The organism is Paenibacillus sp. JDR-2 (assembly GCF_000023585.1).
Taxonomy (GTDB): domain Bacteria; phylum Bacillota; class Bacilli; order Paenibacillales; family Paenibacillaceae; genus Pristimantibacillus.
This window is the reverse complement of the sequence record NC_012914.1, coordinates 7,019,318-7,034,496: the sequence shown is the minus strand read 5'-3', so window position 1 is coordinate 7,034,496 and position 15,179 is coordinate 7,019,318. Positions and strand designations below refer to the sequence as shown.

Sequence of the window (15,179 nt, the reverse complement as noted above, 5' to 3'; positions counted from 1 at the left end):
ATAATTTAATCGCTCTAAGCAAAATGGGTAAATATGCTGCATTTCATGCAATGTACATCAACTAGTAGCCTGCAACCTGCTAGACCATCCTCACAGCTGGAGCCGCTCCATCCCGTTCATGTACTTGCGCAATGCCTCCGGAATACGGATCGAACCGTCCTCCTCCTGATGAGTCTCCAGGAGAGGGATGAGGATCCTTGGCGAAGCGACAGCCGTGTTATTAAGGGTATGGCAAAATCGTAGCTTTCCTTGGGCATCCCGGTAACGGATGTTCGAGCGGCGTGCCTGGAAGTCGAGCAGATTCGACGACGAATGGGTCTCGCCGAAAGCTTGGCGGCTTGGCATCCATGTCTCGATGTCGAATTGCTTATAGGTTTTTTGCGACATATCTCCCGTGCATACCGCCATAACGCGATAAGGAAGCTCAAGCTGCTGCAGGAGATCCTCCGCATTTTGCGTAATCTCTTGCAGCATCTGCTCCGATGCCTCTACGCTGTCTTCGCAAATAATGACCTGCTCGACCTTCGAGAACTGATGAACCCGGTATAAGCCATGCACATCCTTGCCCGCCGAGCCCACCTCGCTGCGGAAGCAGGTCGAGGCGGCTGCCAGTCGAATCGGCTTGCTCGCATCAACGATTTCATTATCGTAGAACGAGATAAGAGGAACCTCCGATGTGCCCACCAGATATTTGTCGCCGCCATCGATCCGGTACGTCTGATCTTCCCCAAGCGGGAAGAAGCCAGTATTAAATAGTGCTTCCTTGCGCACCATCAGCGGTACCTCCAGCAAGGTGAAGCCTCTAGCCATAAGCAAATCAAGCGCAAGCTGCTGTACCGCACGGTGCAAGGCAGCTCCGGCTCCGGTCAAATAATAGTTGCGGCTGCCGGCCGTTTTGACCCCGCGGGGGATGTTGATCATTTGGTGAAGCTCGCCAAGCTTTACATGATCCTTGATTTCAAAGTCAAAGATCGGCGGCTCGCCAAACCTTCTTACCTCGACATTATCCTGATCCGATTTTCCAATCGGCGTGTCCGGCGATACGATGTTCGGAACAATCTGCATAAGGTCCGCGTACTCGGCTTGAACGGCTCTCTGCTCTGTCTCCAGGCTGGCGATGCGTTGGTTTATTTCTTTCATGCGAAGCTTTTTCTGCTCCACATCCTTCTCGTCGCTGCTATAGATGGAGAGGTTAATCTCCTGGATCGTCTGATTCCGTTCCTGGCGAAGCTCCTCAATTTCCTGCTGCAGTCTACGCCGCGCATCATCCACTTCCACAAGCTGCGAAATGGAGATTGCGATCCCTTTCCGGTCTGCGACCGTTTGTACCTCTTCCCGGTTGTTTCTAATCCATTTGATGTCTAGCATGGCAACTCGCTCCTCTTCAATAAGAATACAAAAAAGCGCTCTAATCGTCCGATTGGGACGAAGAGCGCTTGTATTCTCGCGGTGCCACCCAAATTGATTAAACAGGAAGTTTAATCCACTTAGTTCCGCGGTAACGGGCGGGTCCGGTTAACTTAGGGAGAACGGTAATTCCCCTTGACGAGAACGCCTCCGAGTTGGATTCTCTTCATCGGCCTAATTTCGTTTGAATTTTTACTAGTATAGCTTATGCTGCTATTTTTATTCAAGTGCGAATTTAAAAACCTACGGGTTAATGCTGCTGTACAGGGGCAAGAGAGTAGAAGCGCTCGGTTTTATCCAACGTTTCTCTAACCTTCTCATCCCATACATAGCTCAGTTCAAACGTCCCCTCCTGGAAGAAAAGCGGGAACCGGCGCGCAAACCAGCTTTGCATCGGAAGCTTTAGGGCGTCATCCTTGTTCACCCAGAGCAGCTCGCCTTCTGGCGGGTTCTCGAGCAGCGTGCCTTCAAACGAAGTCGCCAGGTAGTTGAAGACCATATATCTCAGGTTCGTGGTGGGGTCGCAAAATTCCTCAAGGCCCTTATAGATAATGTCCTTTACGATCAAGCCGGTTTCTTCCCGCACTTCGCGGATGGCGCCATTCACGAGGCTTTCCGGGAAGTCTACTTTGCCGCCCGGGGCGATATAGCCGGGAAAACCCTTTTTGTCTGGCCTATTGATTAAAAGTACCTTATCCTTATCTTGAACCATACACATCGTATACATTTTATAGGTAATGGACATATTGTGCCTCCGCCTATTCTATTGGACTAGGATTGATAGATTTATTGTAACATAGAGGTTTTCTCGCCACTATTACAGAAGAAGGGGGTATCATCATGCAGGGATATAATGTTCTCATGGTATACAGCAGGGATATGAGCAGACTCCTAATGTGCAGGCGTCTGAAGGATCCCTACAAAGGATTAAGTAATCTGGTTGGCGGGAAAATCGAGCCCGGCGAGACCGGGTTGGACGCTGCTTACCGGGAACTAGCGGAAGAAACCGGTATTACGCAAGAGGATATCTCCCTTATGCCCGTTATGGATTTTAAGTATTACTTGCAGAACTGTTACGTGGAAGTGTATGCCGGGCGATTGAAGCGAGAAAACGTTGCCGTCGCCGGCGACGAGAATGAGCTGTATTGGTCGGACCTCGATTGCAACTTCTTCGATATGACCCTATACGCAGGCGAAGGGAATATCGGGCACATGATCGAGCAGGTCAATTTGTACAGGGATAAAATAGTTGGGGAATAGGAGTGCCGCTGCGGTACTCCTTTTTAGTTATAAACAAGTTTGCCCTTGCCGGACAGGAATCCGCTCTGCTATATTTGTTAGTAACAAGTTGTTATTATCAAAGTAAAAATAACAATAGATGAGGGTGTGAGCAGCTTGGAACGGCTGGATCCAAACGGATTAACCGAGCGTGACTTTATGGAGCAGTATAAGCCCGGGGACTATGAGCGCCCTTCGGTTGCTGCGGATATGGTTATTTTTACGGTAACCCATACAGAGGAAAACAATTACCGCAAACTGCCCGAGAAGGAGCTTCGGTTGCTGCTTATTCAGAGGGGCGGTCATCCGTTTCTGGGGCAATGGGCTTTGCCTGGCGGTTTTGTACGGCCTCATGAAACAACGGAGGAGGCTGCGGTCAGGGAGCTTCACGAGGAGACGGGAGTCGATAACGTTTATTTGGAGCAACTATATACGTTTAGCGATATCGGCCGGGATCCCCGAACTTGGGTCATGAGCTGCTCTTACATGGCACTGGTGAACAGTAAAGAGTTAGAGCTGAAGGCAGGAGACGATGCGGCGAACGCTGCATGGTTTAAAGCATCGTACCGGCTGATCAGGGAGCAAAAGGAGTTTGTTGAGGGCGGATATGCCAGGACGCTGCAGTATGAACTCCTTCTGAGCTCCGATTATGCAGAGCTGAAGGCAATGGTGGAGCGTACGGATACCGTTACGGAGGCAGCAACAAAAACCGCTTACAGCATAGTGAGCAACGACGGATTAGCTTTCGATCATGCCAAAATCATTGCCTATGCCATTGAACGTTTGAGAGGCAAGGTGAACTATACCGATATAGCCCTTCATCTCATGCCTAAGCTGTTTACGCTAACGGAACTGCAGCAGGTGTATGAAGTTATTTTGGATAAAGAGCTTTTGAAAGCGGCGTTTCGGCGCAAGATTGCGGACCTCGTGACGGAAACGGATCACTATACGGAAAACTCCGGTCACCGTCCATCCCGTCTCTATCGAAGAAAGATGGAGGGATTTGAATGAAATACGGCATTGAACAATTGCAGAAAGAGCATGCCGTCGGCGGGAAGGGAAGGTTTCTGTTCTTCTGGGGGCACACGCCTTCCGAACCCGGCAAGATTGACAAAAGCTGCTTAAGCCAATGGTGGATGAGTCCATTCGTTATCGATGGGGTTCCGTATTCATGCTCCGAGCAATACATGATGGCGGAAAAAGCCCGGCTGTTTCAGGATGGGGAGATATTGGCCGCAATCCTGCAAGCGAGTGATCCGAAAGAGATCAAGGCTTTTGGCCGGTCAGTGAAAAACTTCGATAAAACGCTATGGGAGAGCCATTGCTACGGGATTGTGAAGAAAGGGAACCTTGCTAAATTCTCGCAAAATGCTCAGCTTGGACTAATTTTGAAGACAACGGATAACTCCATCCTGGTTGAAGCCAGCCCGTACGACCGGATTTGGGGTATAGGTATGGGGCAGTCGGACTCCAATGCAGGAAATCCGTTAAAGTGGCGCGGAAAGAACTGGCTTGGATTTGCGTTAATGGAAGTAGGGATGAACTGTTTAACGAAAGAAGGGATAATCATGAACCGTAGAGAAATTGCACAGGAGACATTACTGATTCAGCAGCAAGGCTATTATAACTATAATGGCATTCAAGTTAACATAGCGGAAGCGCAGAAGTTATCGGAGGACAAAAGCCGGCTTTTTACGCCGGAAGAAGGCGTAAGCATAATCGGTAATTTACGGGTGCCGGTAAAGGGAGCGTCCCAACCATCTATTTACGTCACGAATGAGGCTACTGTTCAAGCAATAATCCGCTATGCTGAAACGGGTGCCGAACGGGTAGGAGTGCTTAACTTTGCAAGCGCCAAGAATCCCGGCGGCGGATTTCTGAACGGAGCAATGGCACAAGAGGAGAGTTTGGCTGCATCAAGCGGATTATACGGGACACAACTGCGTCATGGGCGCTTTTATTCCGCCAACCGGGCTTACCGATCCATGATGTACACCGATCATGCGATTTACTCTCCCGATGTCGTATTTTTCAGGGATACCAAATTTAACCTCATTCGTCAGCCTATACGGGCCTCGGTATTGACCCTTCCGGCCGTAAATTACGGGCAGGTTGTGCAGAAAGGCGAGAATAAGCTTCAAGCGGAACGCGTTATGAAAGACCGCATGCGGCTGGCGTTAGCTGTTTTTGCCCATCAGGGGGATACCAATCTCATTCTGGGTGCTTACGGATGCGGTGTATTCGGGAATGATCCGGTAAAAGTAGCAAATTGGTGGCATGATCTATTGGAAGCCGAAGGTTACGGCACATGGTTCTCGACGATTACCTTTGCCGTACTTGATACGTCAAAGGATCGTAAATGCTATAACGCCTTTGAACAGGTGTTTCGAGTAAAGGAGCAAAGCCAATGAGCGAACACGACATTATAAAACAAACGCGGCTGCCCGTAACGGTAAGCGGCATGGTGCGTGATCTGCGTAAGCTAGGCATACGGGAGGGTGACCATCTTCTTGTCCATTCCTCTATGTCCAGCTTAGGCTGGGTATGCGGCGGTCCGCAGGCGGTTGTGGAGGCCCTGCTGCAAGCCGTTGGGGCTGAAGGCACGCTGGTCATGCCGGCGCAGTGCGGAGACTGGAGCGATCCCGCCGAATGGGGAAATCCTCCTGTTCCGCAGGAATGGCTAGAGATCATTTATAACGAAATGCCCGCTTTTGATCCGGCTATAACGCCAACACGGGGGATGGGGCGTATTGCCGAGCTGTTCCGGACTTATCCGGGCACGTTAAGGTCGGAACACCCTCAGGTATCCTTTTGCGCGAATGGCAAGTATGCGGAGTATATTATATCCGGTCATCCGTTAACGCCCCAGTTCGGGGAGGCTTCCCCGCTTGGCAAGCTGTATGCGGCAGGGGCAAAGGTGCTGCTGCTCGGCGTTGGCTTCGACTCCTGTACGAGCCTGCATCTTGCCGAGACAAGGATTGACCGCATGCCTGCGAAAAAGATGGGGACGGCCATGCTGGTCGATGGGGAACGTTCCTGGCGATGGTTCACGGATTATGCGTATGACTCGGGTGATTTCGATGAGTTTGGCGCGCAATTTCATAGCGGAGTTCAGCGCGGCAAGGTAGGTCAGGGTGATTGCAAGCTGTTTGAAATGAAGGCAGCGGTTGATGCCGCGGTTCAGTGGCTGCCAAAGCATCGGCATTTCACTTAAAGGTAGAATGGAGCTGGCGATATGATCGAAAGATTGATGTTCAGGGCAGCATGGAGAGAGGGGCTTCAGGAGGAAGGCATAGCGGCTCTACAGCAGGATGAGCAGGTTATCCGCCTCGTGAAGCAGGGGCGTTTGATGACGGCAGCGGCTTTTTATTGGAATCATAATCTCTTTCTTTACTATGAGTGCACGGACGGCAAGCTAGCCCCAGAGGAAGTTGCCGGTGCGGCGGAGCCTTACTTGACGGATTGGCCGGGACAGGCAGAGCCCCGCAAATGGATTCGGATGATGGATGTCTTTCACTTTAACGAACCTGCGGACCGGGAGCATTGGCTTCGCAAGCATCCGGTGGAGAGAAGAGTGGGGCGCGTTGCCCATCTGAAGCCGGAGATGATCGGGAGCTACGTGTATTACCATTACCAGCTTCAGGAGGAGCGGGCTTTCTTTGGTCCCAAGTACGAGATTATCGGAATCCACGAGAATCTCCTGTTCGGCTATCAGGAATTCCCGAATGTGACGGAGGAGCCTGTTAAGCCGGGTCGTCTCCAAACAACGGGAACACCGGAGAACTGGAGTGACTCGAGGATGGATTTGCATTTCCAACCGTGGGAAGACGGGCACCTGTTTTTCAAACCGATTGAACGGATTTATGCTTATTACATAGATGATATTACCGTATAGAAAATAATGTAAAAAAATGGCCGTGCAGCTCCGCTGAGCGGCCTTTTGTGTTGTTATCGCGGGGGAAATCCTTGCGCAACCTATAGTTGCGGCGCTTCGCAACGAATGCTCGCTTTACTTCGTACAATGAAATCAGCATGATGTGGGTACATAAGTTGCGTCAGAAAGGGGTAATTCGTAGTGGTGTTCGGAGAGAAGCTCAAGGCCATGAGACAAAGCAAAGGGTGGCCGCAGGATGAACTAGCCGAGAAGCTGTTTGTCAGCCGCCAATCGGTGTCGAAGTGGGAAAACAATCAGAACTATCCCAGTATCGAGATTATTATCAAAATAAGCGATCTCTTTGGCGTTACGATTGACGAATTATTAAGGAGCGATGAAGAGTTGACGCAAAAGGTGATTAAGGACAGCAGGCAGCTTGCCTATCCGAGGCTTAAGGCATCATTTGATCTTTTATTCCTGCTGGGCGTGCTACTGCTTGTCATTAAGCTTGTTGTGCTGGGGCTAAACAAACTGGCCGGTACGGATATTACCATGCTTGGCGGAACGTGGTTCTGGAACTTTGCTCCCCTTGTTCTGATGGTGGGTGCGGGGATTGGTTCCGGTATTGTAAAAGATAAATACAAAGAAGAATAAATATACAGATTTTATAATCCATATCTTGTAAAATAGGGTGGTAACTCTACTTTGGAGGTTGATGGAATGGATCAGGTCTTTGAAGCCATCCTGGTTAGCAAGCCCTCTTTTCAAGCGGTCGGAATTAGGTGGGAAGGAACGTTTGAGGAAGCGGGAGAGGGAGGTATCCGTGCCGTTCAGACGGAAGTGATTCGAAGGTTATCGGAAATCAGGCATGTTGTACAACCGGACATTTTACTCGGCTTATCCTATCATTATGAAGGCGACAGCTTTATTCACTATGCGGCTCTCGAAGTCGAACAAGTGGAGGATGTCCCTGAGGGTATGGCAAGCGTAACCGTTCCGGATCTGACCTATGCCATGACCGAGCACAAGAAGGAAGACAATATCGACTCCTCTTATACGAACATTTTCGCCTGGATTGAGAAGCAGGGTTATCCGTTACGTAAAGGTGATGTCACTCATTTTGAGCGGTACCGGGTGGCGCAGGATCCTTATGCCAAAAACCCCGAGTTTACGATTATGATACCGGTTGATCCAAAAGTATAACCCTATAATTACGAAGCCTCCGCAGATCCTGTCTGCGGAGGCTTTTTTGTTTTATCGACTGGCAGTGGCGGATACTGTCGTTAACGGCAGGCCGGATTTGCGATACGATACCGCTTCATACTCGTCCAGACGACTGTCGGTAATAATCTCGTCAAATTCATCGAGTTTCGCAAAAATCGCAAGCGAATTGTAGCTGAACTTGTTGGAATCGGCCAGCAGAATCGTTTTTCCCGCGGCCTCCATGGTGGTCTGCCGGACGCCGACAAGATTCGGAGACCAAGCCATGGCGCCCTTTGTCAGAGAAACGGCTTCGCAGGTCAAGAAGGCCGCATCGACAGTCAGCGACTGCAGCATTTTCTCCGCATAAATGCCGTCCAGGCTATACGCCCATTTGCTTATTCTTCCCCCCGAGCAATACACGTCGAAGCTGCCGAATCTCTCTTCATTGGACAGCATAAGAGCCGTATGCAGATCACGGGTAATAATCTTAAGCCCTTTAAACCTCTCTAATTCATCCACCATGGAAGCCACGGTTGTCCCTGCATCCAAAATAATGCTCATGCCATCCTGAATATGCTTGACGGCTTCCTTGGCAATGGCCAGCTTCTCCGCCTTATGCTCATTTGCGCGTTGCTCGTATTTGGCGCCCATGAACCGTTTTACCTTGACGGCGCCCCCATGGAAGCGCTGAATTTTCCCTTCCGATTGCAGAAGATCGAGGTCGCGGCGAATCGTCATCTTGGATACGTTAAACTGCTCGGCAAGCTCGAGGATCGTTAACTGCGGCTTTGAATCCAGCAGCATCATAATTTCGTGACGGCGTGTTCCGATTAGCATGATTGATCTCCTCCTAATAGCTTCCTCAAGCATAACTTATTATGTTATGTATTTGTTCAATTGTGTGAAAATTCTGTATACAAACTTTCGTTTGTGTGATATAAGGTGAATATGAGGTTAATTCGTGTTACTTAAGTGTGACTTTAGTTTACTTAATATTCAGAAAATTTGCTAGACCCTCATGGAAATCGATTATTTCCGTCAATTCGTTGTTATCTATTCTAACATTAAAATTTTATTAAAGAGGTGAGTGTTTCATGTTCTTTCGTTATCAGGGAGAAGCTTATGACCGCCGTTTCCTGCCAAGATTGACGACTAAAGAGATTGCGGCCATGAACAAAGACGATGTGCTGCTTGTGCTGCCCATTGGCGCGGTGGAGCAGCATGGTCCGCATATGCCGGTCTTTACGGATACGCTGCTTGGCGAGGCGATGCTGACTAAGGCCTTCGAGCATTTGCCCGAAGATTCGTCCATTTGGCTGCTGCCATCCGTAAGTTACGGAAAAAGCACGGAGCATGCCGGCCATCCGGGGACCATCACCCTGTCGGCCAAGACATTAATGGCGGTACTGGAGGATATCTCTTCTTCCCTTGCCCGAAGCGGCTTCCGCAAGCTGCTGCTTTTTAATACGCATGGCGGCAATGCGGATCTGCTGGGGATGATGGCGAGGGAAATCCGGATAGCGACGGGGCTTGAGGTCTACCGGCTTGATCCCGGGGCTGTCGGCTACAGCGATTCCTTTACGGATGAAGCGGAAAAAGCTTGCGGCATTCATGCCGGCGATGTGGAGACGTCTCTTGTTATGGCGACATGTCCGGGCTGGGTTCACGCGGAGCTTGCGCCCCGCGAGATGCCGAGGTTCCCGGATTCCCGCTATTTTTCATTCCGGTCGAGGTCCTTTGCCTGGGTGATGGACGATATTTCGGGCAGCGGAGTGGCGGGAGACGCCACCAAAGCCACGGCAGATAGAGGGACGGCGATGCTGGAGACTGCCGGACCGCTTCTGGCGGAAGCTCTGCTGCACATTGCTTCGTTTGGCATGGCATCACTGAAGAACGGATAGGAGGAGGATCATCATGACAACGATGACTGGAGCCAAGGAATGGGTAAGGATGGAGCGGCTGTCCAAGGTATATCCGAACGGAACGGTAGCGGTGAAAGAGGTTGATCTGACGATCCACGAGGGGGAATTCCTTTGTTTCGTCGGGCCGTCCGGCTGCGGGAAATCGACGATCTTCAAGATGATTACCGGGTTGTCCAATCCGAGCAGCGGTACTCTGCAGGTTATGGGGGCATCGGCAAGCGTTGCCCGCAAGCGGTCCGATACGGCTTTTGTTTTTCAGGATCATACGCTGCTGCCTTGGAACTCTGTCATTGATAACGTGACGCTGCCGCTGGCGCTACGCGGAGTACCGCGAAAGGAAAGACAGCGGGAGGCAGAACGCGTGCTGGAGATGGTTGGCCTGAAGGACCATATGCGTTCCATGCCGCGCGAGCTGTCCGGCGGGATGAAGATGCGGGCATCGATTGCCCGTGCCTTGGTGGCAAGGCCTAAGCTGCTGCTGATGGATGAACCTTTTGGAGCGCTTGACGAAATTACGCGCCAGACGCTGCAGATCGAGCTGCTCGAACTATGGCGGCAGGATCCGGAAATGACCGTGCTGTTTGTTACCCATAACGTATTTGAAGCTGTGTTTCTGTCGACCCGCATCGCCGTCATGACCCCTCGTCCGGGCAAGGTGTCCGATTTAATTGACGTACCGGTGCCGTTCCCGCGCGACGAGTCATTCCGTACAACGCCGGAATTCGGGCAAATTGTCCGCTCCGTGTCGCAGGCTCTTAAGCATTAGAGAGGAGGAGAAGCAATGTTAAAGGATTGGATAGTTGAAATGCAGGCAGCGGTCGGAGAAGAGAGGCTGCTGTCGGATCCCGGCCAGGTAGAGAAATTGTCCAAAGACTACTACTGGTATTCCCCCGTACTCGTCCCGCTGCTTCAGGATAAAAGGGCGGAGGCGGTTGCCATTCCGCATTCCGTGGAGGAGACGGCGAGCGTGCTCGCTTACGCATGGAAACACCGGGTTCCGGTGACAACCCGCGGCGCGGGTACCGGCAACTACGGTCAGGCGGTTCCGCTCGAAGGCGGCATTGTTCTTGATCTGAGCAAGCTCGACAAGGTCATTGAAGTAACCGATACTTATGCGCGCGTGCAGGCCGGAGTTCGGCTTGGCGGGCTCGAGAAGCTTCTCCGTTCCGAGGGGAAAGAGCTCCGGATTTACCCGAGCACTTACGTGAAAGCAACGGTCGGCGGCTTCGTAAGCGGCGGCTCGGGCGGGATTGGCTCCATTACCTGGGGCAACCTGTGGGACGGCAACGTGCTGGAGGCGGTTATCCTGACGGTGGAAGAAACGCCGCGCAGGCTGACCGTCAAGGGAGACGATTTGATTGCTTATATCCATAATTACGGAACGACAGGCGTGCTTGTTGAAGTCGTGATTCCGATTGCGGCAAAGGTGGAATGGACGCAGACGGTTACGCAGTTCGATGATTTTGCATCGGCCGCACGGTTCTCCCATGCGGTTGCGATGGATGATTCCATTCGCAAACGGCTGGTTGCTCCGGTCGAATGGCCGATTCCAACCTTTTTCAAGCCAATCGCTTCAAAACTCGAAGCCGGCTGCAGCGCTTGTCTACTCGAAACGGAGCATGGCAGCGAAGAGCGGCTTGCGGCGCATGCCGGCGCATTTGGCGGCCGAGTCGGCTACACCATCTCCCCTGAACAGTACCGTAAAGTAATCGGGCTGTCCGATTTTACTTGGAACCATACGACGTTATGGGCGCTTAAGACCGACCCGACGCTGACCTATTTGCAGGCGGGCTTTGACAAGGAGCGGTTCCTCGATCAGATAACGCTTATTAAAGAGCAGTTCGGCGACGAAGTGCTGATGCATCTCGAATTTATACGCACGGCGGGCGTTGTTGTTCCCGCGGCGCTGCCGATTGTCCGATATACGACGCATGAACGTCTGTACGAGGTTATTGCCTTCTTCCGGTCCATTGGCGTTCGGATTAATGACCCCCATACCTGGATCCTGGAGATGGGAGGACGCGGAGAGTGGGATGCGATGGTGAACGCCAAGCGTGCCAACGACCCCCGCGGACTGTTGAACCCGGGCAAGCTGCAAACGCCGGTTGAGAGTATTTCGAATCAGGAGGGATAAGCGATGCGTGAGGAGACAATCACCAGCCCGGATTTATCGTTTGGAACGAATGCGGGCACAACAACCAAGCTGCGTACCTCGTCACTGAAAAAAGTATGGAAAAGAATAGGTCCGCCGTCTATCGCCTTTATTCTGTTTATCGGCGCATGGGAGCTGTTCTGCCGGTTATCCGGCCTGAAGCCGTATTTGCTTCCTAAGCCTTCGGATATTGTACTGGCCGCCTCCGAGAATGCCTCGAATTTGTGGGTATCCGTGTATACCACCATTACCGAGGCAGTGCTGGGATTCCTGCTCAGTATTCTTCTGGGGATTGGTTTTGCCATTCTGCTTGCCAGCTCCAAGCTGATTGAACGAAGCATCTACCCTTACGCCATCATCATGCAGACGATTCCGATCGTTGCCATCGCCCCGATTATCGTCATCTGGTTTGGAGCAGGCATGAATGCCATCATCATTATTGCTTTCCTGATCGGATTTTTCCCAATGCTGTCCAACACCCTTATCGGCCTGAATTCAACCGACCACAACATGAAGAATCTCTTCTATCTCTACAATGCTTCTCCCCTGCAGACCATGTTCCGGCTTCGTATCCCGGCCGCGCTTCCTTATATCGTGGCGGGACTCAAAATCTCTTGCACGCTTGCCGTAATCGGCGCGATTGTCGGCGAGTATATTGCCGGCATCGGCGGGGGCAACGGCGGATTGGGTTATGCCATAACCGTTGCGTCGTCCCGCCTGCAGACTGCTTATTTGTTCGCCTGCGGTTTATCCGCATCCTTGCTCGGCATTGCGTTCTTCCTGCTCGTGAACGCCTTCTCCAAGTGGATGTTAAGCTCCTGGCATGAATCCGAGATGAAATCTTCCGAAGGTTAGAGGTGAATTCTCTTGCGCACAGAAACGCTGGAAGCTATTAACGTAAAGCTGCCGTTGCAGCAAAGCAATGACCTGTACACGGTCAAAGTGCGGGAAGGATGCTGGACGGCGGTTGAACGCCAGGACGGAGTGATTGCCTCCTCCGCTCATCTGCCGATTCATGCGCTGTCGTTCGACGAATTAAAGGCAGCCACATTGCTTGATCTCGAAGGCAAAGTGATGCTTCCGGGCTTTGTGGATGCCCATATGCATCTCGACAAGGCATATTCCCTGCCTTGGGTACGCAACCGGTCCGGCACGCTGCTGGAGGCCATCGAGAATTACCGGGCGGCATCGCCGGCCTTCACGAAAGAAATGATCCGTGACCGCATTGTGAAAGCCGCGCTCAGCTCTGCTTCCTTTGGCTCGGCGGTGCTTCGCAGCCATCTCGACGTGCCGGTTCATCTTGGCCGCGAGATGGCGATGCGGACGATCGAAGCGGCGCTGGAGGCCCGGGAGAAGGTCAGCGGAATCGTAGACATTCAGTATTTCCCGATGTTCTTCTACGACCCTGCCTATGAACGGGAGCTGACGGAGTTTGCTTCCGAGACGCTTCGCATGGGTATAGACGGAATCGGCGGGGCGCCGCATCTGTCGCCTAATCCCGAGACCAATGTGGGTTGGGCGTTCCGGCTGGCTCAGATGTTTGATAAGCCGATCGATCTTCATACCGATGAATCGGATAATCCGGACACGAAAACGATCGATATTTACTGCGATTATGTGAAAGCAGGCGGATACGGCGGCCGGGCAACGGCCGGCCATCTCTGCTCCTTGTCCGCGATGGAGCATAACGAAGCGGAACGGCTGATTGCGAAAATGGCGGATGCGGGCATAGCGGTGGTTACCTTGCCCGCCGTTAATCTCTACCTGCAGGGACGCGGTGACCGAGGCAACGTACGGCGCGGCGTCACCCGCGTCAGGGAGCTTGAGGAAGCGGGAGTTACCGTTGCCGCGGCTTCGGACAATATTCAAGATCCTTTCCACCCGTTTGGCAGAGGGGATCTGCTGCAGATTGGGCTGATGACCGCCTATGCGGCTCACTTGGCGAAGGAGGAAGATATCGTCACCGTGCTTCGCATGTTGACAACCAATCCTGCCAAGCTTGCCGGTCTTGCGCAATACGGAATCGCTCCGGGTAATCCGGCAAGCTTTGTTGTCGTGGATGCCTGCTCGGAGGAAGAGCTGTTCCAGGAGCTTCCGTCATCGCGGTGGGTATTTAACAAGTCGAAGTGGACGTTTGCCTCCTTGCTTAGTCGGTTCGGCATAGAGCCGAGTCTGTCGGGATCGCCTGCATAGATCCAAAGTAGACATAAAGTCTGGTGTTTATCCGCTGCCAGAGGGATGCGCATATAGAGAAGAAGAGGATAGGCTTATGCTTTCGGAGTGAAAATCAATCCATTTTAGGGGGAAGAGAAACATGCTGACAAAAACGGGATCGAAGAAAACATTAGGCGGAATGACGGTGCTTCTTGCCGCAGCGCTTACGTTGTCCGCTTGCGGCGACAGCAAATCATCCGGGGATTCGAAGGAGCTGACCAAGGTCAGCCAGGTGACCAACTGGTTCGCGGAGCCGGAGCATGGCGGGCAATATGCCGCGCTGGACAAAGGCTTTTACAAGGACGCGGGTCTCGACATGACCATTCAATCCGGCGGCCCCGGCATCTCTTCCACCCAGATTGTAGCTGGCGGGAAAGCGGAGTTCGGCATGGGTCAGGCTGACGAAATCCTGCTGGCGCGTCAGAACGGCATTCCGCTCGTGGCGATCGCGGCGACCTTCCAGAAGAACCCGCAGGGCATCATGTTCCATAAGGGCCAGTTCAAGGACATTACGGAGCTGAACGGCAACAAAATTTTTGTCGGCAGCGGCGTGGTGTTCTGGGAGTACTTAAAGAAAGCCTACAGCCTTGATAAGGTAACGGAGATGAAGTATACCGGCTCGCTGGCTAACTTCGTAGCGGATCCGAAGGCGGCCACGCAAATCTATATTACATCCGAGCCTTTCTCCATGCAGCAGGAGGGCGTCGACGTCGATTACTTCCTGAACTATGATCTTGGCTATAAGCAGTACGGCAACGTTCTTTATACAACCGAGGATTTCCTGAAGAAGCATCCGGATACGGTAAAAGCCTATGTGGAGGCGTCCATTAAAGGCTGGGACTACTACAAGGATCATTCCGAAGAGATCAACAAAGTGATGCAGGAGAAAAACCCGGATCTGAAGCTTGAAGCGATGGCGTATGGCGCTAAAGCGCAGGAGCCGCTTGTGTACGGCGGCGATGCGGAAACCAACGGCGTTGGCTACATGAGCAAGGACATTTGGTCCGGCCTGCAGGCGCAGCTGGTGGACATGGGGCTCTTGAAGGAAGCCGAGCCAATTGAAGATGTGTTTACGAACGAATATTTGCCGGGCAAGGGAAAATGACAAATTAAGTAACGGAGCCGCTGC

General features: G+C 52.1%; 16 protein-coding genes. 13 read left to right on the top strand and 3 right to left on the bottom strand.

Annotated features, from left to right (window positions below; all coding sequences use genetic code 11):
* Positions 1-90: 90 nt before the first annotated feature.
* Both serS and PJDR2_RS30910 read right to left on the bottom strand, forming a co-directional pair.
* The gene (serS, locus tag PJDR2_RS30915; RefSeq protein ID WP_015847687.1) at positions 91-1,368 is read right to left on the bottom strand and encodes a serine--tRNA ligase; all 1,278 of its coding nucleotides are present in this window, start codon (positions 1,366-1,368) and stop codon (positions 91-93) included.
* A 289-nt stretch (positions 1,369-1,657) separates the two neighbouring features.
* A complete protein-coding gene (locus PJDR2_RS30910; protein WP_015847686.1) occupies positions 1,658-2,152 on the bottom strand; it encodes an 8-oxo-dGTP diphosphatase in 495 nt (164 codons plus the stop codon).
* 95 nt (positions 2,153-2,247) lie between these two features.
* Between PJDR2_RS30910 and PJDR2_RS30905 the strand changes: the two genes are divergently transcribed.
* The 7 genes from PJDR2_RS30905 (at position 2,248) to PJDR2_RS30870 (ending at position 7,762) form a co-directional block, all read left to right on the top strand.
* A complete protein-coding gene (locus PJDR2_RS30905) occupies positions 2,248-2,667 on the top strand; it encodes an NUDIX hydrolase (RefSeq protein WP_015847685.1) in 420 nt (139 codons plus the stop codon).
* Between the two features lie 135 nt (positions 2,668-2,802).
* Complete coding sequence (locus PJDR2_RS30900; protein WP_015847684.1) at positions 2,803-3,696, top strand: NUDIX hydrolase; 894 nt, start codon at positions 2,803-2,805, stop codon at positions 3,694-3,696.
* Positions 3,693-5,096, top strand: coding sequence for a TIGR02452 family protein (locus PJDR2_RS33795; RefSeq protein WP_015847683.1), 1,404 nt, complete (start codon positions 3,693-3,695; stop codon positions 5,094-5,096). Before PJDR2_RS30900 ends, PJDR2_RS33795 begins: the two co-directional genes overlap by 4 nt.
* Entirely contained in the window at positions 5,093-5,899 is an 807-nt protein-coding gene (locus tag PJDR2_RS30885; RefSeq protein WP_015847682.1) for an aminoglycoside N(3)-acetyltransferase, read from the top strand. The genes PJDR2_RS33795 and PJDR2_RS30885 overlap by 4 nt, the downstream gene beginning before the upstream one ends.
* 21 nt (positions 5,900-5,920) lie before the next feature.
* Positions 5,921-6,580, top strand: coding sequence for a hypothetical protein (locus PJDR2_RS30880; protein ID WP_015847681.1), 660 nt, complete (start codon positions 5,921-5,923; stop codon positions 6,578-6,580).
* 180 nt (positions 6,581-6,760) lie between these two features.
* Positions 6,761-7,213 (top strand): helix-turn-helix domain-containing protein, encoded by a 453-nt coding sequence (locus PJDR2_RS30875; protein WP_015847680.1) that lies wholly within the window; start codon positions 6,761-6,763, stop codon positions 7,211-7,213.
* 66 nt (positions 7,214-7,279) lie between these two features.
* The gene (locus PJDR2_RS30870) at positions 7,280-7,762 is read left to right on the top strand and encodes a GyrI-like domain-containing protein (RefSeq protein WP_015847679.1); all 483 of its coding nucleotides are present in this window, start codon (positions 7,280-7,282) and stop codon (positions 7,760-7,762) included.
* Between the two features lie 51 nt (positions 7,763-7,813).
* Here PJDR2_RS30870 and PJDR2_RS30865 read toward each other — a convergent pair whose 3' ends face one another.
* Positions 7,814-8,599 (bottom strand): DeoR/GlpR family DNA-binding transcription regulator, encoded by a 786-nt coding sequence (locus PJDR2_RS30865; protein ID WP_015847678.1) that lies wholly within the window; start codon positions 8,597-8,599, stop codon positions 7,814-7,816.
* A gap of 257 nt (positions 8,600-8,856) precedes the next feature.
* Between PJDR2_RS30865 and PJDR2_RS30860 the strand changes: the two genes are divergently transcribed.
* The 6 genes from PJDR2_RS30860 (at position 8,857) to PJDR2_RS30835 (ending at position 15,155) form a co-directional block, all read left to right on the top strand.
* A complete protein-coding gene (locus PJDR2_RS30860; RefSeq protein WP_015847677.1) occupies positions 8,857-9,663 on the top strand; it encodes a creatininase family protein in 807 nt (268 codons plus the stop codon).
* A 13-nt stretch (positions 9,664-9,676) separates the two neighbouring features.
* Positions 9,677-10,450, top strand: coding sequence for an ABC transporter ATP-binding protein (locus tag PJDR2_RS30855; protein ID WP_015847676.1), 774 nt, complete (start codon positions 9,677-9,679; stop codon positions 10,448-10,450).
* A gap of 15 nt (positions 10,451-10,465) precedes the next feature.
* Positions 10,466-11,818 (top strand): FAD-binding oxidoreductase, encoded by a 1,353-nt coding sequence (locus PJDR2_RS30850; RefSeq protein WP_015847675.1) that lies wholly within the window; start codon positions 10,466-10,468, stop codon positions 11,816-11,818.
* Between the two features lie 3 nt (positions 11,819-11,821).
* Positions 11,822-12,691, top strand: coding sequence for an ABC transporter permease (locus tag PJDR2_RS30845; RefSeq protein WP_015847674.1), 870 nt, complete (start codon positions 11,822-11,824; stop codon positions 12,689-12,691).
* Positions 12,692-12,703: 12 nt separating this feature from the next.
* Positions 12,704-14,029: an amidohydrolase family protein gene (locus PJDR2_RS30840; RefSeq protein ID WP_015847673.1), complete on the top strand. Its 1,326-nt coding sequence runs from the start codon at positions 12,704-12,706 to the stop codon at positions 14,027-14,029.
* A gap of 121 nt (positions 14,030-14,150) precedes the next feature.
* Positions 14,151-15,155 carry an ABC transporter substrate-binding protein gene (locus PJDR2_RS30835; RefSeq protein WP_015847672.1) on the top strand — a complete coding sequence of 335 codons (1,005 nt, stop codon included), beginning with the start codon at positions 14,151-14,153 and terminating at the stop codon, positions 15,153-15,155.
* The last annotated feature ends 24 nt before the right edge of the window (positions 15,156-15,179 follow it).